Source organism: Gemmatimonadaceae bacterium (genome assembly GCA_035606695.1).
GTDB lineage: Bacteria > Gemmatimonadota > Gemmatimonadetes > Gemmatimonadales > Gemmatimonadaceae > JAQBQB01.
In genome coordinates this window covers 122,906-148,554 of sequence record DATNEW010000043.1, presented here as the reverse complement: position 1 = coordinate 148,554, position 25,649 = coordinate 122,906, and the positions used below count along the sequence as shown (strand labels likewise).

The 25,649-nt window shown below is 64.4% G+C and carries 21 protein-coding genes; 9 read left to right on the top strand and 12 right to left on the bottom strand.

The annotated features are described in order from the left end of the window. Window positions 1-48 precede the first annotated feature (48 nt). On the bottom strand, window positions 49-1,236 hold the full coding sequence (locus VN706_23380) for an ATPase, T2SS/T4P/T4SS family (protein ID HXT18590.1): 1,188 nt from the start codon (window positions 1,234-1,236) through the stop codon (window positions 49-51). Between the two features lie 1,061 nt (window positions 1,237-2,297). Here VN706_23380 and VN706_23375 point away from each other — a divergent pair. Continuing rightward, window positions 2,298-3,602 carry a hypothetical protein gene (locus VN706_23375; GenBank protein ID HXT18589.1) on the top strand — a complete coding sequence of 435 codons (1,305 nt, stop codon included), beginning with the start codon at window positions 2,298-2,300 and terminating at the stop codon, window positions 3,600-3,602. 325 nt (window positions 3,603-3,927) lie between these two features. Beyond that, complete coding sequence (locus VN706_23370) at window positions 3,928-4,212, top strand: hypothetical protein (protein ID HXT18588.1); 285 nt, start codon at window positions 3,928-3,930, stop codon at window positions 4,210-4,212. A gap of 350 nt (window positions 4,213-4,562) precedes the next feature. On the opposite strand, the gene VN706_23365 is transcribed toward VN706_23370, so the two are convergent. The 4 genes from VN706_23365 to VN706_23350 all read right to left on the bottom strand — a co-directional run bounded on the left by VN706_23365 (window position 4,563) and on the right by VN706_23350 (window position 11,475). Further along, a complete protein-coding gene (locus tag VN706_23365; protein ID HXT18587.1) occupies window positions 4,563-5,270 on the bottom strand; it encodes an ATPase, T2SS/T4P/T4SS family in 708 nt (235 codons plus the stop codon). Window positions 5,271-5,836: 566 nt separating this feature from the next. Continuing rightward, entirely contained in the window at window positions 5,837-6,115 is a 279-nt protein-coding gene (locus VN706_23360; GenBank protein ID HXT18586.1) for a hypothetical protein, read from the bottom strand. 1,338 nt (window positions 6,116-7,453) lie between these two features. Continuing rightward, on the bottom strand, window positions 7,454-9,115 hold the full coding sequence (locus tag VN706_23355) for a GspE/PulE family protein (GenBank protein HXT18585.1): 1,662 nt from the start codon (window positions 9,113-9,115) through the stop codon (window positions 7,454-7,456). A 245-nt stretch (window positions 9,116-9,360) separates the two neighbouring features. Next, window positions 9,361-11,475 carry a hypothetical protein gene (locus VN706_23350; protein ID HXT18584.1) on the bottom strand — a complete coding sequence of 705 codons (2,115 nt, stop codon included), beginning with the start codon at window positions 11,473-11,475 and terminating at the stop codon, window positions 9,361-9,363. A gap of 135 nt (window positions 11,476-11,610) precedes the next feature. Here VN706_23350 and VN706_23345 point away from each other — a divergent pair, with 135 nt between their 5' ends. The 3 genes from VN706_23345 to VN706_23335 all read left to right on the top strand — a co-directional run bounded on the left by VN706_23345 (window position 11,611) and on the right by VN706_23335 (window position 15,614). Then, window positions 11,611-13,137 (top strand): chorismate-binding protein, encoded by a 1,527-nt coding sequence (locus VN706_23345; protein HXT18583.1) that lies wholly within the window; start codon window positions 11,611-11,613, stop codon window positions 13,135-13,137. Window positions 13,138-13,239: 102 nt separating this feature from the next. Continuing rightward, window positions 13,240-14,823 (top strand): adenylate/guanylate cyclase domain-containing protein, encoded by a 1,584-nt coding sequence (locus tag VN706_23340; GenBank protein HXT18582.1) that lies wholly within the window; start codon window positions 13,240-13,242, stop codon window positions 14,821-14,823. 71 nt (window positions 14,824-14,894) lie between these two features. Next, window positions 14,895-15,614 carry a lipopolysaccharide kinase InaA family protein gene (locus VN706_23335; GenBank protein ID HXT18581.1) on the top strand — a complete coding sequence of 240 codons (720 nt, stop codon included), beginning with the start codon at window positions 14,895-14,897 and terminating at the stop codon, window positions 15,612-15,614. On the opposite strand, the gene VN706_23330 is transcribed toward VN706_23335, so the two are convergent. Further along, window positions 15,587-16,675, bottom strand: coding sequence for a glycosyltransferase (locus tag VN706_23330; GenBank protein HXT18580.1), 1,089 nt, complete (start codon window positions 16,673-16,675; stop codon window positions 15,587-15,589). The two genes, VN706_23335 and VN706_23330, sit on opposite strands and share 28 nt — an antisense overlap. Window positions 16,676-16,716: 41 nt before the next feature. Between VN706_23330 and VN706_23325 the strand changes: the two genes are divergently transcribed. Next, window positions 16,717-17,712 carry a glycosyltransferase family 9 protein gene (locus VN706_23325; GenBank protein HXT18579.1) on the top strand — a complete coding sequence of 332 codons (996 nt, stop codon included), beginning with the start codon at window positions 16,717-16,719 and terminating at the stop codon, window positions 17,710-17,712. Beyond that, window positions 17,709-18,767 carry a glycosyltransferase family 9 protein gene (locus VN706_23320; GenBank protein HXT18578.1) on the top strand — a complete coding sequence of 353 codons (1,059 nt, stop codon included), beginning with the start codon at window positions 17,709-17,711 and terminating at the stop codon, window positions 18,765-18,767. The genes VN706_23325 and VN706_23320 overlap by 4 nt, the downstream gene beginning before the upstream one ends. On the opposite strand, the gene VN706_23315 is transcribed toward VN706_23320, so the two are convergent. Together VN706_23315 and dtd are read right to left on the bottom strand one after the other, a co-directional pair. Further along, complete coding sequence (locus VN706_23315; GenBank protein ID HXT18577.1) at window positions 18,737-19,324, bottom strand: nucleoside triphosphate pyrophosphatase; 588 nt, start codon at window positions 19,322-19,324, stop codon at window positions 18,737-18,739. The genes VN706_23320 and VN706_23315 overlap by 31 nt on opposite strands. Next, entirely contained in the window at window positions 19,321-19,758 is a 438-nt protein-coding gene (gene dtd, locus VN706_23310; GenBank protein ID HXT18576.1) for a D-aminoacyl-tRNA deacylase, read from the bottom strand. Before dtd ends, VN706_23315 begins: the two co-directional genes overlap by 4 nt. 80 nt (window positions 19,759-19,838) lie before the next feature. On the opposite strand from dtd, the gene VN706_23305 reads away from it, so the two are divergent. Beyond that, window positions 19,839-20,174 (top strand): PilZ domain-containing protein, encoded by a 336-nt coding sequence (locus VN706_23305; GenBank protein ID HXT18575.1) that lies wholly within the window; start codon window positions 19,839-19,841, stop codon window positions 20,172-20,174. Between the two features lie 182 nt (window positions 20,175-20,356). Here VN706_23305 and VN706_23300 read toward each other — a convergent pair whose 3' ends face one another. Next, complete coding sequence (locus VN706_23300) at window positions 20,357-20,917, bottom strand: YceI family protein (protein ID HXT18574.1); 561 nt, start codon at window positions 20,915-20,917, stop codon at window positions 20,357-20,359. Between the two features lie 96 nt (window positions 20,918-21,013). Then, a complete protein-coding gene (locus VN706_23295; protein HXT18573.1) occupies window positions 21,014-21,457 on the bottom strand; it encodes a MarR family transcriptional regulator in 444 nt (147 codons plus the stop codon). A 93-nt stretch (window positions 21,458-21,550) separates the two neighbouring features. Between VN706_23295 and VN706_23290 the strand changes: the two genes are divergently transcribed. Further along, the gene (locus VN706_23290; protein ID HXT18572.1) at window positions 21,551-22,213 is read left to right on the top strand and encodes an NAD(P)H-dependent oxidoreductase; all 663 of its coding nucleotides are present in this window, start codon (window positions 21,551-21,553) and stop codon (window positions 22,211-22,213) included. Between the two features lie 135 nt (window positions 22,214-22,348). On the opposite strand, the gene glmS is transcribed toward VN706_23290, so the two are convergent. Both glmS and glmM read right to left on the bottom strand, forming a co-directional pair. Next, window positions 22,349-24,178 carry a glutamine--fructose-6-phosphate transaminase (isomerizing) gene (gene glmS, locus VN706_23285; protein HXT18571.1) on the bottom strand — a complete coding sequence of 610 codons (1,830 nt, stop codon included), beginning with the start codon at window positions 24,176-24,178 and terminating at the stop codon, window positions 22,349-22,351. 63 nt (window positions 24,179-24,241) lie between these two features. Continuing rightward, window positions 24,242-25,612, bottom strand: a complete 1,371-nt coding sequence (glmM, locus tag VN706_23280; GenBank protein ID HXT18570.1) for a phosphoglucosamine mutase — start codon at window positions 25,610-25,612, stop codon at window positions 24,242-24,244. Between the last annotated feature and the right edge of the window lie 37 nt (window positions 25,613-25,649).

The following is a 25,649-nucleotide window of genomic DNA, read 5'->3' as shown; positions in this document are numbered from 1 at the left end:
TCGAATGCGACTCAGAGTATAATAAATGTTCGCGCCAGCGCGGGCCACCTAGAAAACTCTCATCACGTCATCCACGGGTCCGGCGTCGCCGCCGGCCAGGAGCTCGACGATCTCGCGCAACGACGCGCGCTCGCCGGGAAACGCGAAACGGGCGAGCGCGTCTTCGATCGAGAGCCACGCGTGGCCTTGGTGCTCGCTGCCGATCGTGACCGGCGCGTTGGCGACGAATGCCGCGAAGACGACCGCCAGCTCGACGGCGCCGCGTTTGCGCAGATAAAACGGCTGCACGCGCACGACGTACAGCTTCTCGATCTCGAGCCCGGCCTCTTCGCGCACCTCGCGCACGGCGGCTGCCTCCGGGGTTTCGCCGGGCTCGATGTGACCGTGCACCGGCTCCCACGCCGTGGGGCAGCGTGTGTCCAGCGCGCGCTGCAACGCGAGCACGCGCCAGCCTGTCGGTGCGGCGTGAATTACGAACACATCGATCGTACCGACTTCGATCTTCGTCATGGGCGGAAAACTACCGCTGCGACGTCGCCGGCGCGCGACTGCCGAATCGAGATCGTCGCGCAAGTCGAACGTCCCACCGAGGTCGATGAGCCCTTTGATGACCTCGCGAGGAGTTTCGGCAACGGCCATCGGCGTGTCGTCCGGCGTTGCAACGCGCAGAACTTCTTCAACCGTCGTTCGCCCGGCGTTCGCGTGCGCAATGCCCGACCTCCAGAGCGAGCGCATTCCGTCGGCGCGCGCCGCGTCGGCGATGCGCTCCGTCGGCTCGCCGGCCGCGACGCGCCGCTCGAATTCCGGTGTGCCAATGAGCACTTCGACGAGCGCCAGGCGGCCGTGAAATCCCGTTCCGCCGCATGCCGCGCACGCGTCGGCCGCGCACGTGCCGGCTCCATGGCAGGTTGCGCAGATACGCCGCACGAGCCGTTGGGCCAGGACACCTTTCACGGCCGTCGCGATCTTGTAGCTGGCGACGCCGATGTCAATCAGTCGCGTGACAGCGCTCGGCGCGTCGTTCGTGTGCAGCGTCGACAACACGAGATGTCCGGTGAGCGACGCTTGCAGCGCGATTTCGGCGGTTTCACGATCGCGAATCTCACCGATCAGCACCACGTCGGGATCCTGTCGCATGATCGAGCGCAGCGCGGTCGCGAACGTCAGTCCCGCCTTCTCGTTCACTTGCACCTGAACGATGCCCGGCAGCCGATATTCGATACCGTACTTTGCCAATTTGCCGGTGGACTCTGACGGGTCCCTATCCGATGAGGGGCTACCTCGACCAAAACCTCACGCTCGGCCAAGCTCTCGTCCGCCGGCGTCACGAACTCGGGCTGAACCGTACAGCGGCGGCACGGCGACTAGACGTGGAGTACATCACCCTTCGCAGGTGGGAAGGCGACCAAAAAACGCCTATCGCTCGAATGTGGCCCCGAATCGTCTCTTACCTTGGATACGATCCAGGACGAATCCGGAGGCGGGTCCGCCGACCGTTGGTGCGTCGCACCAACTAGATCGCACTCGTTGGCCTGCAAACTTGGCGAAGCATTGGCCGTCCTGACCTTATCCTACGAAAGGCTATTTCTCAAGAAGCCTGACCGTTGGCCAAGCCCGTTTTTGGCGTCGGGACGGGCTTGATCTCAACCGCACCAACGCAGCCCGAGAGCTGGATCTCGAGTACATCACCCTTCACAGGTAAGAGTGCGACGAGAAAACGCCCATCGCAGCGATGTGGCCGCGGATTGTCTCATACCTTGGATATGACCCCGGGAGGATTCGGCGACGCGGGAGGTCCTCAGCGACAGTTGGGCAGCCGGGTTGTGAGGAGGCACCAGTGAGCTGCTGGTAGTTCGTGTCGCATACCGAGACTCTGATTGTCGAAGGAGACGCGAAGGCCCGATACGATTTCCTAGTGGGACAGTGAAGCCCATCCCGTCGCATTCGCGAACGAATCAATCGCTCACAAGCCCGGCGCAATACGAAGGGCCTCTTGCGCGAATCTGATACGCTCAATAATATACAAACTGTAAAACGCAGGGCGCCGCCGCCCAGCCGCAACCGGCAAATGCGAGCGCCCGAGTGTCGCGGTCTGATGGCGCGATCCTCCTCCGAGGAGGCACGCGCCATTCGCCGATCGCGCTGCCGGTATCTGCATCCTCTGAATCGCGGTGTGAGACGTTCATCGCTCTGAGGAATTGCTTCTAAGACAACCGGAGATCAAACCAATGCCCCAACGACCGCCTTCGCCTAGGTCTCAATCGCCGAGATCTTCACGCACGACCTCCAGGCACATCATGAGTGTTCTGGTGTTGATTGGTCTTTCACTTGCAGCGGCTTGCAGCAACGACGGGACGCCGAATCCAATTTCACCGAAATCGCCGGCTTACGCTCAGTCGGTCGGACGAGCGAAGTCACGAGGCATTGAGGACGTATTCCTCGATGTTGAGACAACCATTCCCGGGTTTGGTGGATTCTTCATCGACTCTGCAGGCGACGTCGAAGCGTTTGTCTCCGACTCTTCTCGTAATGTCCAGGCCGCGAACGCCGTTCGGAGTTGGTTCACGGCGCATCACGACCTATTTCAGCGCAACCCGAAGGCCCGCATTCTGCTGCGAAAGGGGAGCTTCGGATTCAGCCAGCTCGTTGCCTGGCAACAGGCGGTCGCCATGGGCACGCAAGTCGCCGACGAGATTTCCCTCATTGATGCTGACGAGTCTGTCAATCGAGTCACAGTTTGGGTCCGGAGCCAGGCTGCTGCGGACCGACTCCCTCTAGTCGCTGATCGTCTTGGAATTCCGCGCGAGGCGTTGCTGGCCCGAGTCGCGGACTTACGAGTTACCGCGACGACCCAAACAACCGACGCGCATCGCCCGACGAGTGCTGGGTTTAAGATCAAGTACAATTTCAGCCCGGACACCACTGAGGCGTGCACCATGGGCTACAACGTGAATGTCAACGGCGAACGATACTTTATCACCGCCAGTCACTGTCAGCGGAATTTCACGGGCGGGACCGGCATGCAGTGGTATCAGACTGACGGCACCCAGCTCGGCTCGACGGCTATCAATCCGGCGTGGGCAACGACCGGCTGCACAGCGGGAGCCCTCGTTTGTCGAATGACTGATATCGCGCTCGTGAAATACTGGCCCTTCTTCACCTCGCTTGACTCGACGGCGGCAGAGACGAGCGTTGTCGGCAATGGCAGCAATTCAGGAAATCAGACGATCGGATCCTACTATCGTCTGGCATCGTACTTGGGCGATAGAGTCATTGGCGACACTCTCTATAAGACGGGCTTTGCGTCTGGAACCACGAAGGGTCCGCTAATCCAAAGCTGCGCGATAACCCCTCCGGATGCAGTCTTTCACGAAAGCGTTACATGCGCCAGTATCGTTCAGGCGAACGACATCGAAGGGGACAGCGGCGCGCCGGTGTACTATTTCAGATTTCCGCTCGCGGGCGACGTTCGAGTCGCCGAGGGCGTGGCATGGGGCAAAGGTACCGTTTTGGTGCTCCAACACCCGCAGGTCTTCCTCTACAGCCCGTGGCCCATCATGCAGTCCGATCTCGGCGTCACCATGACCCTGTGGCCGCACTAGGGGGACCAGGATCACTAACCTATCACGAGACTGTCTGCGCATGACCCGGCCTCAGCGTTCGTCACGGCTTCGTGCGCAGACAGGCGCGCCCATGGGCAAATTGGTTTCTTATGTAGATCGGAGCGCCGTCGGTTGCGGTGCGCGCCGAGCGTCGAACTATTCTCGCAGAGGTCTGATCGTGCTGTTCGCAAGCTTCTGCGCGTCGTCGGCTTGTCAGTCAGTCAGGCACGGCGAAGGCAGCGAGGCGTGTTCGAATCCCTTCTCGCTCGCGGCCAGCCTTGCGCCTCCGCGTCTGCCGGTTCCGACCCCAGCGACGACGGGAAGAGTGACCGTCATTGGTGTGGTGATCGACTCCGCGTCGGGGCGTGGCATTCGCGGCGCGTTCGTCAACTTCGTTGGTGAGGGCGGCAATTCGCACGACACGGTGTTCGGGCGCGCGGACATCGCCGGCGCATTTACGGTCGCGATTCTGCCTGGGCCGTATGCGGTGAGCGCGGGGAGCGCCAACTTTCGCCTCTTTCAGAGTCCTTTTCAGGGACGTTCTCCCATAGACACGCTTCGCATTTTGCTCCGACGCTCGTTGCCAATCTGTAGGGTTCACCTCGATTGAGGTCATGCACCATAGGCGGTCGGATTAGAGGCCAAAGTGACCGCGGCGGCGATTGACGCCAAAACCAAACGCTCGCCCCGTTCGCGCAACGCTTCGGCGTGTACCCGAACCAGATCACCGAATAGCGCGGCAAGTCATCGCGAGCACGCGGATGGGATTGGCGGCGACGCGAGCGACGCGAACCCCCGATCCACACGAAGGTGCTGCTCGCGAAGATCGAGCAGCGGGCGCTCGAACTAGATTTTTTGTCCAGCGCGCTCGGTCGCGAACGCGGGTCGAGCTGAAAGCGATGATTCATCGCGAGGACGACAGCGCGGGCGCCGTCCGCAACATCTACCGCCCGCGACATTTTACGATCCGAATCGCACGTGTCGAATAGGACGATTTCGCCAATTCGATAGTCGCGCGATCACGGCGTCTAGGTCATCTCGTAGCTCGAGGTTCGGCAGCATCCCCGTCTGTTGGCGCAGGTCTCCTGGTAGCACCTTGGCACTGCTGTCGGGAGTCGCAACGCGTGTCACCTCGTCGAGGGTGGTTCGGCCTGCCATCACGTGGGATTCTCCAGACTGCCAGAGCGACCGCATGCCGTCGGCGCGCGCGGCGTCGGCGATGCGCTCCGTCGGATCTCCGGCCGCGACGCGCCGCTCGAACTCCGGCGTGCCGATCAGGACTTCGACGAGCGCGAGGCGTCCGTGAAAGCCTGTTCCGCCGCACGCCGCGCACTCGTCGCTCGCCCGGTTTCCGGCTCCGTGACAGGCCGCGCACGTTCGCCGCACGAGCCGTTGTGCCAGCACCCCTTTCACCGCCGTGGCGATCTTGTAGCTCGCGACGCCGATGTCGATCAAGCGCGTGACCGCGCTCGGCGCGTCGTTGGTGTGTAGCGTCGACAACACGAGGTGCCCCGTCAGCGACGCTTGCAGCGCGATCTCGGCCGTCTCGCGATCGCGAATCTCACCGATCAGCACCACGTCGGGATCCTGTCGCATGATCGAGCGCAGCGCGGTCGCGAACGTCAGTCCCGCCTTCTCGTTCACTTGCACCTGAACGATGCCCGGCAGCCGATATTCGATACCTTACTTTGCCGATTTGCCGGTGGACTCTGACCGGACCCTATCCAAAGAAGGGCTATCTCTCGAATAATCTGACGCTTGGACAAGCCCTTGTACGCCGCCGGCAAGAGCTTGGGGTCAACCGGACAGACGCGGCTCGGAAGCTTGAGGTGGAATACATCACCCTCCGCCGATGGGAACGGGACGAAAAGACGCCGATCGCCGGGATGTGGCCGAGGATCGTCTTGTACCTTGGATATGACCCTGGCCGGATTCGGCGGCGGGTACGATCCGGGACAACTCCCACCATTGCCGCGAAAGCATCGACTCAGACTTTGATCGGTGGGACTGAGGCATACCGCCAGCTTGCCAGACGATGTCGAGAAATGGCTTCAGCGGATCGACCTCGGTGACATCCCGCGGAGCGACCAACCGCTGGCTCTGCTCTCGGGGAATGGCGCCGGACCGAACGACGAGCGTTATTCGACGGCGATCCCAATCAGCTCGATGCGCGTAACAACGTTGCTGGCGGGGACTCCTCTCCACGCCACCCGGCGACGGTTCCGAAACCGGTTCTAATCGACGTGCCCAAGCACTGCGGCTGGTGGCGTACGGAATGCGCGCATAAAGGGCACGATCATCCCTGCGGCAGAAGCGCCAAGCACCACCGCCACACCAATCAGAGAACCGAAAACCTGGACCTCGCCAACCTCACGATGCAAGCTGCGCGCAACCGGCCAAAGCAAAGCACTGACCGGGACGGCGAGGATGCAGCCGAAAGCCACATATCGAACGACCCGCGCCACCAGGAAGTCGCGTATATCTCGCGTCGTCGCTCCGAGCGCGATCCGCACCGCGAGTTCATGCGATGGTCCGGCCAAATGCACCGAAAAAGCTCGGTGGGCACATCCGAGCGCCCGCGCCCGTTGCACTTCTCGCTCATCGAGGATCGCCGTACCGCTGTTACAGCATGTCGAAATAGCGGATCTGTTCCTTGAGACTCGCAAAACCCGTTCGGCATTCTTTGAGCATCCTCTTCACGCGCCCGTCCGATAGCTCTCTCGCTACCCTGGTGAAGACTGTTGGCGCGTCTCGGGTTTCCTTGACAACAGCTACGGCGACCGAATCGCCGAGAAGCTCGAACCGTACCGGGTGGGGGCGTTTACCACCCCGCCTGATCCCGTACGCCTTGCGGATGATGAATTCGGCCCGCTGAGCGCGATTGGCTTGCCGTGTCTGAACAGACAAACGATCTCAGACTCGTACCGACGGTAAGACGGCACTGTCATACGCGTGCGCCTCGAATGTTCCGCCAACAAACGTTAGCCAGAAGTGTCCGCGACGATCCCTGATCGCTGGCCGCGGGTAACCAGGCAGCGCCGTGTTCGAGCCCTCGTGGAGTGTGGACCCTCTCGACACGGTGATCTGGCATGCTCGACATGAAGTCTTCTCGACGTTGGCCACACTCTGTCCGGCGGCATGTGACGAGTTTGTCGCTAGACATGCGATGCATGCCGTCGCAGCGGATAGCCGTCGTCGGTACATGGCGTATTGAGTTTGGGAACTCGCGTAGAGCAGGAACCGCACGTCATCGACGCGGCTACCAGCACTATGGGAGTGGAGTTCGGACGCGCCCCGCGCAACTAGCCGGGCAAGCGTCGCGTCGCTTGGCGAAGATGCCATACGGCGACGCGACGAGGAGCTGACAAGTTCAACAATCCAGCAAGTTGACCGGCTCCGTCGCCGAACGGAGACCCATACTGCCGTGCGGCGCGAGGATTTGCAAGAGAGAGCTGTGGGACTGAAGAGGCGATCTCAACCGAAACAGCACTAAATCCGTCGCAACTAAGTCAGACGGCCGACGAGCCAGCAGTACATACTCCTTTTATTAAGATAGATTTAATATTCAAGCACGCTTTGCAGAGCTTTAATATTCAAGCGCGCTTTGCGGAGCTGTTTGTCTGCGGTCGCGGTCGCCACAGTCATCCACGCGACAACGGAAGGGATTCAGGCCCTTGCGGGGAGCGGTCATCGGTACCAGCGCTTCGGACGATTCGTCGGACTCGTGTTGGCCATGCAAAGGCTCTCACGCGCTCGGACAGGGCGTATCGAGCCCGCGCTGCAACACCGCACACGCGAACCTTCGATTCTGACGGTATCGTCGGACCACCGACACGTCCACCATTCCAACCTCAATCCTCGTCCGTCGGCCGAAAGCTATTGCGCAGGCTTCGCCGCCGGACGAGCAACGTGTCCAGATCGTCGCGCAAATCGAATGCGCCGTCGAGATCGATGAGCGACCGAGCCGCCTTGGGCTCAGACTCGGGACGGGGCAGCGGTACGTCGTCTGGCGATGTCACACGCATGACTTCGTCAAGCGTCGTGCGGCCTCCGTTCGCATGCGCCACGCCGGACGTCCAGAGCGAGCGCATTCCGCCCGCGCGCGCGGCGCCCGCGATGCGCTCGGTAGACTCGCCTGCCGCCACGGATCGCTCGAACTCCGGCGTGCCGACCAGCACCTCGACGATCGCGAGGCGTCCGTGAAGCCTGGTGCCGCCGCACACGGCGCAATCGGCGCCCTTGGCGTTGCCAGTGCCGTCGCACGTATGGCACGCGCGCCGCACGAGCCGCTGCGCGATCACGCCTTTCACCGCGGTCGCGATCTTGTAGCTTGCCACACCGATGTCGATGAGCCTCGTCACCGCGCTGGGCGCGTCGTTGGTGTGCAGCGTCGAGAGGACGAGATGCCCCGTGAGCGACGCCTGAATCGCGATCTCCGCCGTCTCGCGGTCACGAATCTCCCCGATCAAGACGACGTCGGGGTCCTGGCGCATGATTGAGCGCAGCGCCGTCGCGAAGGTGAGCCCCGCCTTCTCGTTCACCTGCACCTGAACGATCCCAGGTAACCGAAATTCGATCGGGTCTTCCACCGTGACGATGTTGACGCCGCGCTCCTTGATGCGCCGAAGCGCCGCGTAGAGTGTCGTTGTCTTTCCTGACCCGGTGGGTCCGGTGACGAGAATCAACCCTTCGCGCAACTGCAGCAGCTGCTCGATGCGTTGCAATTCATCGCCGTGAAAGCCCATGCCGTCGAGCGTGATGACGGCCGAGCGGCCGTCGAGCACGCGGATCACGACTTTCTCGCCGTGCGACGCCGGAAGCGTCGACACGCGCAGGTCGACCGCCACCCCGTTGATCGCGACACGCGCTCGCCCGTCCTGCGGCCGCAAGCGGTCGGCGATATCGAGCCCCGAGAGAATCTTGATGCGCGACACGAGCGCCGGCCCGACGGCGCGCGGCAACGTGCGCGTGAGTGCGAGCACGCCGTCGACGCGATGCCGCACCGCGATTCCCTGCTCTTCCGGCTCGATGTGAATATCGCTCGCACGCGCCGCGATCCCGCCCGCGAGCAGCGAGTCGACCAGCGCCGTGATCGAGCCGCCGGTTTCGTCCGTCGGATTCGGCGGCGCCGTTTCGAGTTCTCCAGCGAGATGCTGAACCTCGGTCACCGATAGCGCTTCGAGCTCCTGCGAGACGCCCATCCCGCGATACAGCTCCTCGATCCGCCCAGCGATGTCGGCGGCATCGGCGACGACAAGGCACACGCGGCGCCCCGTGGCGAAACCCAGCGTGCGCTCGCAATCGACGTCGAGCGGATCGGCGGTCGCGACGCACAGATCGCGCTCGGTGGCGCTGAGCGGCACGACGTGAAACCGCCGCGCCCACTTCTCGGGCACGAGCGACACGGCATGGGCCGTGGCGCGACTCAGGTCGGCGACGGGAAGATTGTACCGCCGAGCGATCACGTCGGCGGGCGAGGGTTTTGGAAGCGGGATGGGGGCGCGAGATGCCATGGCCCGACGATAGGCGCGAAGGGCTCTCGGCGCGCCATCATTTCAGTGCGGACCGTGTCTGCGCGACGCATACGCATCCGAACTCTTGACTACGACAAGGTCTGACAGAATCTGACACGGTCTGTGAACAGCAGCGGAGTGGCCCGTTACATCAGAGTCCACATGCTGCTGAAGGTTTCCAGACCTTGTCAGATGTTGTCGGAACTTGTCGTCGTTCAGCGGTTTGTCCGACCAACACATCTCGCTCAAAGAATGCTCCACAAGTCCCGGCTGACATCGACATTGAAGGTCCATCGTCCATTGCCGCGGAGTCCTCTCGCGACATCGATGCGCACGAGATTGAACGGCAGGATGTACGCGGCGCCGATGGACGGGAAGAAGTGCGAGCTTCGCGCGCAGTCCACTCCCGTCGAACCCACGGCGACCGAGCCGGATGCGGCCGACACTAGCGGCGGCTCCCCGACACAAGCCTGCGGCGCGTCGCCAACCTCCACCCCATGCACATACGGCGCAATCGTCGCCCGCGACGGCACGCGCCCATAACGCCCCAACGAGAAGCCGATGAATGGTGCCGGCAACTGCAGCTCGACATGCTCGGAGTATCCGACGTCCGACACGAGCGAGTGAAAGTCATACCCGGGCGCCGACACCGGACCGCCGAAGTACACGAGCTCCGGCACGATCGGTTCGGCGCGCCGGTCCTTGAAGACGCGCGCGAGTGTCGTCGTCGTCGCCAAGCGCAAGTCGCCGAACGCGTGGTCGGCGGTGACGACCGCTGAGGCACGCCCCGAATGCTCATTCGCTCTTGGAAATACCGCATCGCTTCGCTCCACCGGAAAGCGACCGCGCAAATCGATTCTGGCGCCGAGCATCGTTCCCGCGAGCCACTCCTGCGACGGACGATTGAGCTCGAGCTCGACCCGACGAACATGCCGCTCTTCGAACGTCAACGTCGGAATGAACGTCCCGCGGACTGGCGACGCATGAATGCCGAGCGGCGACTCGATCCCGTACGACGCGGTGAGCCGCGGGTCGAAGCCCATCCAGGTCGTCAGGTCCGCCGTCAACCCAACCGCGCGCACCAGATACGGATCGGTGTAGTCGCTCGCGAACTCCTGCCCCGCGATCGAATTCACCACCGTCGACCGCTCGGCGACATCGCTCACGTCGCGGAAGTCTCGCATCGCGAACGCGTGCACCGCGAACCCATCGGGCCGCGTCAGGCCGATACTCGCCGCCCCCTTGAGCATCTTGTCATCGATGCCGTATCGCGCGCGTACCGTCGCCGAGAGACCGGTCGCGAACGGCTGCGTCAACCCGGCGCCGACGCCCAACCCTTCGACGCGATCGTAGCGCGCGAAGTCCGAGATGTTGCGCGCCGACAGCGAGGCGCTGCGAGTCGTCGCCAACGCGCGCGCGCGAATGAGTCGCTGCGCTTCTTCCTGTACCTGCGCGATGTCCGATTCCGTCACCGCGGTCACGTCGGCCGGCAGCGAATCCAGAATCCGCCCCGTCCACTTGTGCGCCTTGATATCGGCGGGCGAGGACACGATCTCGGGCCCGGTAAACAACACGGGCGCCGGATCCTGATTCAACTTGTAGTCGCTGATCTCCCAGCGGCCGTTGATGATCCCGCGCGCCGGAAAATCCAGCCACTCCCCGCGCCGTACGATTTCGATTTTCTGCTCGCTCGGCAGCCAGAACCGGCCGCCAACGAGTCGATTCTCGAGCACCACCGAAAGCTGCTCGAGCGCCTTGTCGAGCAGCGCCGACTTCGTAAACGTAAAGTCCATGCGCGCGACCTGGCCGCCGTCGGGCTCGATGTACACCGCGCCCGCGACGCGCGGCTGCCGATCGTCCTTCGGGCGCACCTTGATCTGGTACACGCGAATGCGCCGCGAGCCCGTTCCAATGGCGAAGCTGTCGGCGAGCGCGTAGTCGTACTCGCGAAGCCCGACCGGCGACAGCGGATGCGGCACGTCGGCCACCTCGTCCCCGTCGCCGATGCGAATGGTGTTCGGGAAGTTGTTCTGGACGATCCCCAGGTGGTCGGCGTGGTACGCGATGTCCGTCGGCATCAGCAGGGTATCGCGACGCCCGATGATGCGCTGCTTGCTCAGGTTGGGCGCGCGCCAGTAGACTTCGAGCTCCAACTCGTCCGACTTGATGATCTTGGGCGGCGTGCGCAGCCCTTCGCCCAGCTGCGCCAGAAAGGTGACGTAGCCGTGCGCCGTGGCGCGGTAGTCCTTGAGGCCTGTGTCGGCGAGCTGCTCGAGACGGCGCTGCGTGGCGCCTTCGACGAGTGAGCGGCTGCGCGGATCGTTCCACGTCTGCGCGCCGGCAGTGGACGGTCCGCGCATCAGACTTATCAGAACAACCAACCAGTACGCGGCGAAGGATCCTCGAGATCCACGGCAGGAGCCTTTTGCCGCGAGGAATCGATGCATGATTTGTGAATTTCGCCGGGTGACCGGAACCGAGCAACCCGCCGCGCGATGAGTCTCGCCGAGTTCGTCACGCGCGCGCGGTCGGCGGCGGGAGCCGGCGACGCGACACGTACGCGCCTGGTTCCCGTGTGGCGCGACGTATTGCTCGATACCGAAACACCGGTCGCCGCGTTCGCCAAGCTGCGCCAGGGACCGTTCGCGTTTCTGCTCGAGTCGGCGCCCGCCGGCGGCGAGACGTGGGCGCGATACACCTTCATGGGCGCGTCACCGCGCGCCGCGTGGAAGCTCGAGGAAGGCGTGGTTCGCGATTGGACGCCCGAGCGTGGCTGGCACAACGAGCGCCGCCCGGACGATCCGCTCGCCGACCTCGAGGCGCTGCTGCGCGACGCCGATCCGATCGACGTGCCCGAGATTGGCGAATTCTGGAGCGGCGCCGTCGGCTACTTCGGCTACGACGTGGCGCGCGTCATCGAGCGGCTGCCCGCGCCGCCCGCGCGCGGACTCGACGTACCCGACGCGCTCTTCGTGTTCACGGACGCGCTCGTGATCTTCGACAACCTGCGCTCGCAGGCGCGCGTCGTGGCCGCCGCGCGGGTGGCTGCCGGCGCCTCGGACGAGGAATTGCGCGCCACCCACGACACGGCCCTCGAGACCATCGACGCCACGATCGCGCGGCTCCGCGGGCCCTCGGCCCTCCAGCCCCTCGCGCTCGATCCCGGCGCCCCAGCCGCGGAAGGCTCATCAGTATACGATAAAGAGGATTTTATCAATGACGTCGAGCGGGTGCGGCAGTACGTCATCGCCGGCGACGCGTTCCAGGTGCAGGTGGCGCGGCGGATCGACGTGCCGTTCGACTTCTCGTCGACCGATTTGTATCGCGCGCTGCGCGTGATCAACCCGTCGCCGTACATGTATCACCTCGTGCTCGACGGCGTCGAGATCGTGGGCAGCTCGCCCGAGCTGCACATCCGCGTGACCACGCAGGGCACCGTGACGCTGCGGCCGATCGCCGGCACACGCCGTCGCGGCCGCAGCGCCGAAGACGACGATCGCATGATGGCCGAGCTGATCGCCGACGAGAAGGAGCAAGCCGAGCACCTCATGCTCGTGGATTTGGGCCGCAACGACATCGGCCGCGTCGCGAAGTACGGCTCGGTGTGCGTGAGCGAGCTCATGGTGGTCGAGAAGTATTCGCACGTGCTCCATCTCGTGAGCCAGGTCGACGGCGAGCTGCGCGACGGGCTCACCGCCATGGACGCGTTTCGCGCCAGCTTCCCCGCCGGCACGCTCACGGGTGCGCCGAAGGTGCGCGCCATGGAAATCATCGACGAAGTCGAGCCGCAGCGTCGCGGACCCTACGGCGGCGCCGTTGGATACATCAGCGCCGGCGTGAAGCGCATGGACCTGGCGATCACCATTCGCACGTGCGTCATCGCCAACGGCGTCGCGTCGGTGCAGTCTGCCGCCGGCGTCGTCTACGACTCGATTCCGGAGCGCGAGTTCCTGGAGCACCAGAACAAGGCGCGCGCGCTGCTCACCGCGATCGGCCAGGTGCGAAAGTCATCCCGAACGTAGCGAGGGATCTAACGTCCGGGTAGAGGGTCCGGTCGCTCAACCGGGATGTTGGATCCCTGCCCTTCGCTTTGCTCGGGTTCGGGATGACATATATTCGAGGCAATGACCTTCAGGCTCGTCTCCCCCGACGGCTCGCAATCGTTCGACCTGCGCGACGGCTCCGTCCAGGTCGTCGGCCGCGCACCGACGAGCGACATCCCGGTCATCGATCCGACCATCTCGCGCCGGCACGCCGAGGTCGAGTGCCGAAACGGTAGTGTCACAGTTCGCGATCTCGGTTCCAGCAACGGCACGTTCCTCAATGGCGCGCGCATCGAAGCCGCGACGGTCGGCATCGGCGACACGGTGACGTTCGGAAAAGTCGGGTTCAAGCTGCAACAGCCGGTCGCGGCAACTGCACCCGCCGTGTCAACCGCCGCGCCGCCCGGTGCAACGATCGTTCGCCAGCTTCCCGTACGCGATCCGAGCGCCACGATCGCCGGCATGCAGTCCCCCGGCAACGTGCCGACGGGCCAATCCGCTCAACACACCGATACCGACAAGAGCCGCCAGAAGCTCGCCACGCTGCTCGAGGTTTCGAAAGGACTCGGCAAGGCTGCCGACATCGACACGCTGCTCGACAAGATCGTCAGTTACGCGTATCAGATTCTCGAGGTCGATCGCGTCGCCATTCTGCTGATCGACGAGACTGGAGAGCTCGCGCCAAAGATCGCGCGCGACAAACGCGGCGGCGATACGACGCGCGCCGTGCCGCAGTCGATCGCCCGCAGCGCGCTCAAGGACAAAGTCGCCATCCTCTCGGACAACGCCGGCGAGGACACGCGGTTCGGCGGCCAGTCGATTCTGATGCAGCAAATTCGGTCGGCGATCTGCGTCCCGCTGATTGCCAGCGAAGACAAGTCGCTCGGCGTGCTGTACGTGGACAACGTCACGGCGACGCATCGCTTCAGCGACGAGGATTTCGAGTTCTGCATCGCGTTCGCCGGCATCGCCGCCGTCGCCATCGAGAACGGCCAGTTCGCGCAGCGCATTCAGCGCGAGTTGCTGACGCGCAGCAACTTCGAGCGATTTTTCACGCCGCAGCTCGCGAAGAAAATCGCCGAATCGTCTGAGACGATGAAGCTCGGCGGCGACAAGCGGCCAATCGCCGTGCTCTTCACCGACATTCGCGGCTTCACGGCGATGTCCGAATCGATGCGCCCCGACGACATGGCGTCGCTCCTCACCGAATATCTCACCGAGATGGTCGAGTGCGTGTTCCGCCACGAGGGAACGCTCGACAAGTTCATCGGCGACTCGGTGATGGCGCAGTGGGGCGCGCCCATCGGCGGACCGGACGACGCGGACAAGGCGATGGCCGCCGCTCTCGAGATGATGCAGGAGCTCGCCAAGCTCAACGAACGGTGGCGCGCGACCGGCCGGCCGCAGCTCGTCCACGGCATCGGCCTCAACTTCGGCGAGGCGTTCGCGGGCAACATTGGATCGGAGCGCCGGCTCGAGTTCACGGTGATCGGCGACGTGGTAAATACCGCGGCACGATTGTGCGCGGCGGCGGAGGGAGAAATCCTTCTCTCCGAGGATTTCCGCAAGCGACTCGCCACGCCGCCCGAGCTCGAGGAGTGCCCGCCGATGGAATTCAAGAACAAGAGCCAACCGGTCACGGTGTATCGCGTCGTCGCCGACTGATGTCGGACGAGCGCGAACGTGACGAGCTGCCCGACGGTTTTGTCAGGTTCAGCGTAGGCGGAGCAGAAGTCGTGTGCGCGCCGCATGTCGCCGACGGCGTTCGTACCGTGCTCGCCGGCGGAACACTGTATCGCTACGCACAGTCACATGTGCATGCCCGCGCGCTCAGCGGACGCGGCGTGGTGTTCGCGGTTCCGCTCCCGGGCGACGTCGAGCGAATCGTCGTGCGACACAACTGGCACGGCGGCCTGTTCGCGGCGTTGACGCGCGATTGGTTCCGCTTGCCGACACGGGCGCCACACGAGCTCCTGGTGAGCGAGCAGTTGCGCGCGCTCCACGTTCCGACGCCCGCGATGCTCGGCTACGTGATCTATCATTCGGTCGCCGGCCTCGTGCGCGTGGACGTCTTCTCGCGCGAAGTTCCCGACAGTTTCGATCTCGCCGAAGTGCTGCGCGCACCCAACCCCGCCGACGTCGTTCAGGCGTGGAGCGCGACACGGCAATTGGTGCGCGCTCTGGCCGCCGCGGGCGCTCGACACCATGATCTCAACGTGAAGAACATCCTCCTGCAGCGCACCAACGGCAGTGGGTTCGCGGCGTACGCGCTCGACGTCGATCGCGTGCAGTTCGACGACGACCGCGACGCCGTCAACGAAGCGAACATCGCGCGCCTCATGCGGTCGGCGCGCAAATGGCAACAGGAGCTCGCGGCGCCCATTTCGGACAGCGAGCTGCGCGATCTCGAGGCCTTACTGCGGCGCCCTCAACCCGCGCCGACGACGGCCTCGTAAACCGCGATGGTGCGATCCGCCATGCGCTCCACCGAAAACTCTGCCGCGCGCGCTCGTGCATTCGAGCGCAGGCGTGCGGCGAGCGCGCCGTCGGAAAGCAGTCGGACGATCGCGGCGCCGAGCGCGTCGGAATCTCGCGGCGGCACGAGCAATCCGCACTCGTCGTCAACGATCACCTCCGGTATGCCGCCCGCCGTTGTCGCGGCCATCGGCAGACCGAACATGAGCGCGTCGAGCAGCACCGAACCCATTCCCTCTTCATTCGAGCTGAGACACGCGACGTCGGCTGAGGCGAGAATCGCGTCGGCATCGGTGCGATATCCTGCCAATCGCACCGCGTCGCGAAGTCCGAGTCGCAGGATCTCGGCCTCGACGTCGGCGCGCAGCGGTCCGTCGCCGACGAGCAAACCCTGCGCGGCCCGGACCGACCCGGCGACGTGCGCCATCGCGCGAACGAAGTTGAGCGGATCCTTATGACCGACGAGCTGCGCGACCTGCACGACGAGCACTGCGTCGCTTCGAATTCCGAGCGGCGCGAGCGCCTCGCGAGCGACGGGCGTCACGCTGCGGTGGACGTCGACGCCGTCCGGCACGACGTCGATCCGCGCGCGCTCGATGCCATTCGCCGCCAGCACACGCGCGACCGCGTCCGAGATCGCGATGATGCGATCCGCCCGGCCGTATTTCCAGCGCGTACCCGGATTCTTCCGCGGCGCAAAATCGACCCGGCGCGACACGACGAGCTTCGCGCTCGTACCGATCGTGGCGAGCGCGCAAAGGGCAACAGCGTGCGCGGTGTGTGCGTGCACGATCGCGATGTTGCGCGATCGAATGAATCGGCGAAGCCGCCACGCGGCGGCGACGTCGAGCTCCGAGCGCGGCGACGCCTCGACAACGTCGAGACCCGCCGTTCGCGCACGCTCGATCAGTGGCTCCCCCGCGCGGGCGGCGATCACGGGCACGTGACCTCGCCGCGCCAATTCCTCGGCGAGCCACAGCGCCTGGCGCTCGCCGCCACGCCATCCGCGCTCGGTGTCTACGTGCAGCACGCGCATCGTCATCGCGCGCAACTTCCGCGGTTCCGACGCGGCACGCAAGGTCGATGACGCGCACGCCGCCTTCCATTCGGCGCATCATCGTCGTCGCCCTCGACAATCTCGGCGATCTGGTCTTCGCGTCCGCGCTGATGTCCCCGCTGCACGACGCCTTCCCACACGCGACCATCGACGTCTGGGCAAAGGAGTACACTGCCGACGTCGCGCGCCTGCTGCCGCACGCCGGCGACGTCATCGCCGCCGACCCGTTCTGGGCCGTCCCGGCGCATCGTACGCGACCGCCCATTCAGCGCATGCTCGCGAGCATCGCCGAGGTGCGCCGGCGGCGATACGACGTCGCCATTCTCACCGGCGCACCGTGGCGAACCGCGGCCGCCGTCGCCATGGCGCGAGTCCCGCGCCGCATCGGATTGGCACGCCGGCACAATCAGTATTTTCTCACGGAGGTTCTGCCCGCCGAAGATATCGATAAGCCGGTCCTCATCGAGCAAGCGCGCTTGCTCGAGCCGCTCGATATTCGATCGACACATCCGGCATACCGGCTCGACATCGCGCGGCTCGGCGCACTGCGCGACCGAATCGGCTCGCGCCTGCCCGAGCGTTTCGTGGCGCTCCACCCATTCGCGAGCGCGCGCGACCGTTGCGTTCCGCTCAGCGAGTGGGCACAACTGGCGTTCGCGTTTCATGGCCGCCGGATTCCGACGTTGTGGATCGGTACGAGCGCGGAGCTCGATGAGCTGCGCCGATCGCACACGCATCCCAGGGGCTTCTACGCCGACATGCTCGGCGATCAGTCGCTGGCGGAGAGCGCCGCCGCGTTATCGCTCGCGTCGATGTTCGTGGGCCATGACTCAGGCCCGCTGCACGTCGCCGGTGCGTTCGGCGTCCCGGTCGTCGGCATCTTCGCGCCGGGCCAACCAAAGCGAACATTCCCGCAGGGTGTTGGCCCGTGGCGCATGATCGCGCGGCCGAGTCCCGTTGGGATTTCCGCCGGCGACATGCTGCGCGAAGCGGACGCGCTCGGGGTATTTTCCATCGCATGATCGATGTGCCACTTCGCCGCGTTTGCATCGTCATGATGAGCGCGGTGGGCGACGCCGTGCACGTCCTGCCGGTGATCAACGCGCTCAAGCGACATCAGCCGAACGTCCACCTCACCTGGGTGCTGCAGCCCGGGCCGGCGATGCTCGTGCGCGGCCATCGTTCGGTCGACGAAATCATTCTCTTCGAGCGCGCCGCCGGCTGGCGCGCGTTTACGGATGTCCGGCGCGAGCTCGCCTCGCGCGAGTTCGACCTCGCGATCAATCTCCAGGTCTACTTCAAGGCCGGCATCGTCACGAGTTTTACTCGCGCTCCGGTGAAGCTCGGGTTCGACCGCGCGCGCGCGCGTGATTTCAACTGGCTGTTCACGAACGTGAAGATCCCGCCGCACGCGCCGCAGCACGTGCAGGATCAATATTTTGAGTTTCTCACGGCGCTGAACGTTCCTCACGAGCCCCTCGAATGGGACCTCGGGCCGTGGCCGTCCGAGCGCCCCGCGCAGACCGAGTTCTTCTCGCGAATCGAACGCCCGGCGGCGTCGATCGTCGTCGCGACGAGCAAACCGCAAAAGGATTGGCTGCCCGAGCGCTGGGCCCAAGTGGCGGATGCGCTCTATCACGATTTTGGAATGCAGCCGATTTTGGTCGGCGGGCGATCACCGCGCGAGCTGAACGCCGAGACGATCATCCGCGCCAACTCGCGGCACCCGGTTCACTCGGCGCTCGGCAGCGGACTCCGAAACCTCGTCGGCATTCTCGACGGTTCGGCACTCGTGCTCGCACCCGACACCGGACCGCTGCACATGGCCGTCGCGCTCGACCGTCCGGTGATCAGCTTGATGGGCTACACGAACCCGAAGCGCACCGGCCCCTATCGTCGATTTCACGATCTCATCGTCGACGCGTACGGCGAGCCCGGAGAGGATTATCCAATCAGCATGGAGAATCGGCTCGATCGCATGCCCCGCATTTCCGTTCGCGACGTGCTCGATACAGTCGAACGGTGGCGCGACCGATATCGCGCGCCTCAATCCGTCTCGAGCGGACCGAATTCGTAGCGCAGTCCGAGGTTTCGGAACAATGCGACGAGCCGGTTGAGCGCGAGCCCCATCACGGCGAAATAATCGCCGTCGACACGCTCGACGATCGTTGCCCCATAGCCCTGAATGCCGTAGGCGCCCGCCTTGTCCATCGGCTCGCCCGTCGCGATGTAGCGCTCGATCTCGCCGTCGGACAGCGCGCGAAACGTGACGCCCACTTCTTCGAGCCCCGAGAGCATGCGCCCGTTCCACCGCGCCGCAACGCCCGTCATCACGATGTGTGAGCGTCCGCTCAAGCGGCGCAGCATCGCCGCGGCCTCGGCGCGATCGCGCGGTTTGCCGAGAATATCGCCGTCGACGACGACGATCGTGTCGCTGCCGATGACGACGGCGTCGCTTTCGCCGATCGCCGCCGCCTTGCCGCGCGCCAATCGCTCGGCGTGATCGCGCGGCGTCTCGCCGGCGATGTAGGATTCGTCGATGTTGGCGGGAATGACTTCGTGTGCGATGCCGACGAGCGCGAGCAGCTCTCGACGTCGCGGCGAACCCGAGGCGAGAATCACGCGAGGCTTCATCGTTCCAGCCACAACGTCACCGGTCCGTCGTTGACGAGCTCCACCTGCATTGACGCTCCGAATTCCCCGGTCTGAACCTCGAGCCCGCGTTCGCGCAACAGCGTGACGAATCGCTCGTAGAGCGGAATCGCTGTCTCGGGCCGCGCGGCATCGACGAAGCTGGGACGCCGGCCCTTGACCGCGTCGCCGTACAGCGTGAACTGCGAGACGACGAGCAGCGCGCCGCCGACGTCGGCGAGGGCGCGATTCATCTTATCGTCGTCGTCGGGGAAGATACGCAGGCCGGCGACCTTGTCGGCCATCCACTGCAGCTGTTCGTCGCCGTCAGCGTGGGTAAATCCCACGAGGAGGAGAAACCCTCGACCGATGCGACCTGTTTCTCGATCGCCGACGCGCACCGCCGCGCGCGAGACGCGTTGTAGGAGAACACGCATGGCCGGAGAATCTATCGCGGCGGGAAGATCGGCCGTACCGCTTGCGTTTACGCTCCGGGTCGGTAATCGTCATCAACACAATGTCAGAACCGTCCCGCCGCGAGCAGTATCGTATCCAATACCCACAGGCCGAACGACCGACCCTGGAGATCGGGCGCCTCTTTTATGAGGTGCTCGACTGCTCCGAGGGCGGTCTTCGTTATGAGGTTCGGCTTGGCCGCCCGTTGCCGGTACCCGGCAGCCAGATCAGCGCCACGTTGGCGTTCCGACGTGGAGAAGAGTTGGACATCGTCGGCGAAGTGCTGCGCGTCGGCGCGGATTTCGTGGTGCTGCATCTCGAGCCGCCTCTTCCCTATTCGGAGATTCTCGCGGAGCAGCGGTATTTGCGGGCGCGAGGCTATCTGCTGAAGGGCTGATCGTGGCGGACAACAACGGACAATGAACAACGACCAGATCTGACCACACCTGACACGATCTGTTGAACGGTGGTGTACGCTGAGGTACCGCGATCCCTCGTTCTCTCGGATCTGGTCAGATCTTGTCAGACGTGGTCGTTGTCTTTTTCTTGCCGGCGCGACTGCGTCAGACGTGGTCCCGTCTACGCGGCAGCGGCAGCCACCTGCCGAACAATCTCGACATCGATCGAGAGCTTCACCTCGTCGCCGACGGCAACGCCGCCCGTCTCGAGCGCCTGGTTCCAGGTGAGGCCAAAATCCTTTCGATTGAGCTTGCCGGTCGCCTCGAAGCCCGCGCGCTCGTTGCCCCACGGATCGCGCCCGCGCCCCTGCAGCGAGACGTTGAGCGTCACTTCCTTGGTCGTGCCGCGAATGGTGAGGTCGCCGATCAGGCGGAACTCGCCGGTAATGTCGCCTTCGACGCGCGTGCTGACGAAGTGGAGCGTCGGATGGTTGGCCACGTCGAAGAAATCGGCCGAACGAAGATGGTTGTCGCGCATCTCCTGGCGCGTGTCGATTGAGGCGATGTCGACCGTGACGTCGACCGTGGACTTCGCCGGCGCGGCCTCGTTGAGCTCGATCGTGCCGCTGACGGTGCCGAAGCGGCCGCGGACGGTCGCGAGCATGAGGTGGCGAACGGCGAACGCGACTTCGGCGTGTGTCGGGTCGATGGTCCAGGTCGAAACGGAGTTGTCGGTGCTCATGATGCCCTCCCAGGCGAGTACAGCAGTGAATGACACATTTCTAAACGTTTGTTATAACTCATCTTCATATATGAACTACAGGCGCAAAAAGAACACCTATGCCAGCGCTTTCAACATGCGCTCGAACGCTTTGCGATCGGCCGCCGAGACGGCGGACGCGAACGTCTCGTGCAACCGCGCGATCGCGGCGGCGCCGGCCGCCTGCCGCTCGCGGCCCAGATACGTGATCTCGGCTTTCACCGAACGCCGGTCACTCGGACATGCCACGCGCTGCACCAGCCCGTCCGCCTCCAGCCGATCGACGAGCTGCGTCATGTTCGATCGCACGCAGCTCAACCGTCCAGCCAGCTCGCTCAGCGGCAGCGGTTCGCCGGCGCTCACGAGCTCGCTCAGGACCGAGAACTTGGGTCCGGACAGATCGGCGGTCTCGAGCGCCGCCTCGACCTTTTCCTCCAACGCGTGCGCCGCGTGGAGCAGGGCGAAGATCGTCCGGTCGGACGAGCCTGCCGTTTTGGTCGGCGCCGTGCTGCGTTGGTTCATGCATGAATTATATAGTTCAGAACTGAACTAGTCAAGGGTCGACTTTCCGGCGATGCACTGAGCCGCGGTACACTCCTCGCCATGCGCCCCCGCATGACTCGTCAAACCGTCAAATTCCTCGTCTTTGGCGCCTCCCTCCGCGCCAACTCCCTCAACGATCGGCTCGCTACCCTGGCCGCGACCATCGTCCAGCAGCAAGGCGGCGCCGTCGACCGCGCCCGCATGGGCGACTTCGACTGCCCGCCGTTCGACGGCGACGTCGAACGCGACGCGGGCATTCCCGACCCCGCCCGAGCACTCTGCCGACGCATCACCGACACCGATGCCTTCATCATCGCGTCGCCCGAGTACAACGCGTCCATGCCGGGACATCTCAAGAACGCCATCGATTGGGCCTCGCGCTTTCGGCCTCAGCCCTTCAACGGCAAGCAGGCGCTGCTCCTCTCGGCCTCACCCTCGATGATCGGCGGCAATCGCGGCCTGTGGGCCCTCCGCATTCCACTCGAGCACCTGGGCGCGCGCATCTACCCCGACATGTTCTCGCTCGCGCAGGCGCACGAAGCGTTCGGCGACAACCATCGCCTCAAGAACGACGTGCTGCAGCAGCGGCTCGAGACGACGATCTCCTGCTTCATGGACCTGGTCGAGGCCGCGAAGCACTACCCCGCCCTGAAAAAGGAGTGGGTCGAATTCCTCGGCGAACGTCCCGACGCGACGATCGATCGCGTCGAGACGAATTCGACGCAGGCGGCTTAGCGCTGGGCGTTGGGCGTTGGGCGTTGGGCGTTGGGCGTTGGGCGTGAAAATCAAAAGGCGACGGAGATAAATCCGTCGCCCTTTGCCGTTCCGCCCATACGCCCATACGCCCATACGCCCATACGCCCATACGCCCTATTCGACCGTCACCGACTTCGCCAGATTCCTCGGCTGATCCACGTTCAACCCGCGCTTCACCGCGATGTAGTACGCCAACAGCTGCAGCGGGATCACGGTCAGAACGGGATACAGCATGTCGATCGTCTGCGGGACGCGGATCTCGTGATCGATCATGCCTTCGAGCACCGGCTCGTCCTGGCTCGTGATGCAGATGACTTTTCCACCGCGCGCTTTCACTTCCTGAATGTTCGACACGACCTTGTCGAACACCGCGTCGTGCGGCGCGATGAAGACCACCGGCATCTCGGAGTCGATCAACGCGATCGGACCATGCTTCATCTCCGCCGCCGGGTACCCCTCGGCATGGATGTAGCTGATCTCCTTGAGCTTGAGCGCGCCCTCGAGCGCGACGGGGAAATTGTACCCGCGGCCGAGATACAGGAAGTTCGACGCGTTCTTGAATTCTTCGGCGATGCGCTCGATCTCGGCCGCCGTATCGAGAATCGTTTGAATCTTCCCCGGCAGCGCCAGCATCGCCTCGGCGACTTCCTTGCCCTTGACCACCGACATCGTGCGCAACCGCGCCAGCTTGAGCGTCAGCAGCGCCAGCGCGATCACCTGGCTCGTGAACGCCTTCGTGGACGCCACGCCGATTTCCGGACCGGCATGCAGATAGATGCCGCCGTCGTCTTCGCGGGCGATCGTCGAGCCGACGACGTTGACGAGTCCCAGCGTCTTGGCGCCCCGCCGCTTGGCTTCGCGCATCGCCGCGAGCGTATCCGCCGTCTCGCCGGACTGTGAGATCACGACGGCAAGCGTCTTGTCGCTGACAATGGGATTCTTGTAGCGGAATTCCGACGCGTACTCGACCTCGCAGCGAATGCGCGCCAGCTCCTCGACGTACATCTCGCCGATCAACCCCGAATGCCAGCTCGTGCCGCACGCGGTGATGACGATCTGATCGATCGCCAGCAGCTCCTCGCGCGTCAGATTCAATCCGCCGAGCTTCGAGAAGCCTTCGTCGATGACGAGGCGGCCGCGCATGGTGCTCTGGATGGTTTCGGGCTGCTCGAAGATTTCCTTGAGCATGAAGTGATCGAATCCGCCCTTCTCGATCTCGTCGAGCGACCAGTCGATGCGGCTGACGCCCTTCTTGATTCGCCGGGCGTTGAGATCGAGCACCTCGTAGCCGTTCTTCGTGAGGATGCCCATCTCGCCGTCGTCGAGATACACGACCTGGCGGGTGTGCTGCAGAATCGCCGCCACGTCGCTCGCCACGTAGAACTCGTTCTCGCCAAGGCCGATGAGCAGCGGACTCCCCCTGCGCGCGCAGACGATCTTGTTCGGATCCTTGCTCGAGATCACGGCGATGCCGTACGTCCCCTCGACGAGGTTCAACGCATCGATGACCGCGTCCTCGAGCGGATCGCCGTCCATCGCCGCCTCGATGAGATGCGCCAGCACTTCCGTGTCCGTCTCGGACTTGAAGGTGTGGCCCTGCTTCTGGAGCATTTTCCGCAGCGCACCGTAGTTCTCGATGATGCCGTTGTGCACCACCGCGATCTCGTTCTTGCAGTCCGTGTGGGGATGCGCGTTGCATTCGTTCGGCGCGCCGTGTGTCGCCCATCGCGTGTGCGCGATGCCGACCGACCCATGGATGGGGCTGCCATTCACGAGGCTCTCGAGCATCGAGATCTTGCCCTTGGCTTTCCGCGTCTCGAGCCCGTGACCATTGCTCAAGGCGATGCCCGCCGAGTCATAGCCGCGGTACTCCAGGCGCTTGAGGCCCTCGATCAACATCGGCGTCGAGTTCTTGGATCCGACGTATCCGACGATTCCACACATAGCGTGAGTTCCTTCTTCGGGTGTACCGCGCTCCCAGGCGCTCCCAGGCGCTCCTGGGCGATCTTAGGCGCTCAGAGCGTCGAGCGGTTCGCGTGAGCGGCGAACCAGTTCCAGCGCGGCTTCGTTGGTCGGTGCTTCGGCTATTACTCGCACGATTGGTTCCGTTCCGGAGGGCCGCACGTGCACCCAGCGGTCCGGCCACGACAGGCGCAACCCGTCTTGCGTGTCCGCGGAGGCGTCGGAGAACGCTTTCCGCAGCGCTGCGTACACCGTGTCCAGGCTTGCGTCGGGACGGTCGAGCTTGTCTTTCACGATCACATAGCGCGGCAACTCCGACACGATCTGCGACAACGGCTTGTTCTCTTCGTGCAGCAGTTGCAGCAGGAGGGCCGCCCCGATCGGCGCATCGCGGCCGAGATGGACCTCCGACAGAATGACGCCCCCGTTGCCTTCACCGCCGATCGGCGCGTGTTCGTCGCGCATCCGTACGGCGACGTTCACTTCGCCCACCGGCGCGCGAATGACCCGCACGTTCGCCGCCACCGCCACGTCCTCGACGACGCGACTCGTCGAGAGGTTCGTCACGACCGCGCCCGAACGATGCTTGAGCACCAGCCGCGCGGCGAGCGCCAGCGTGAAATCCTCGCCGATCGCCTTGCCGGCGTCCGACACGAGCGCCAGGCGATCGACGTCTGGATCGACGGCAAACCCGATCGCCGCGCCGGACTCGAGCACGAGCCGTTCCAACTCGCCGAGGTTTTCCGCGATCGGCTCCGGTGGACGCGGAAATCGGCCGTCGGTCTCCGTGTTGATCGCGGTGACGGTACAGCCAAGCCGCTCGAGCAGTTCGGGCATGATGGCGGCGCCGGCGCCGCGCACACAGTCGAGCGCAACGTGAAATTTGCGGCGACGAATCCCCTCGACGTCGATGTACGGTATCGATAGGACACGTTCCAGGTGTCGCTGAATCGCACGATCGTCGCGCTCCACACGACCGAGCGTCTCCCACGTCGCGAAGGGTACGCCGCGCTCGATCGTCGCGCGCATCTCCGTGCCTTCCGCGGCTTCGAGAAACAATCCCGACGGCCCGATGAACTTGAGCGCGTTCCATTCGATCGGGTTGTGGCTCGCGGAGATCATGAGTCCACCCGCGGCGTGATGGTGTTCGACGGCGAGTTGGCAGGTCGGGGTCGTCGTAAGGCCGATGTCGATCACGTTGCAGCCCACCGACTGTAGCGACGACAAGACGACGGCGTGAAACATCGGCCCCGAGACACGACTGTCGCGCCCGACGACGACATTGTTGCCGTGCCCGCGTCGCGACGCCCAGGCGCCGAACGCCGAGGCGTATCGCGCGACGACTTCGGGCGACAGCCCCGCGCCGACGCGCCCACGAATACCCGACACACTCACCATCAGCCCATCGTTCGCCATCCAGCCTCCAGAGTTGTGAGGGAAAGCTAACGGTGTG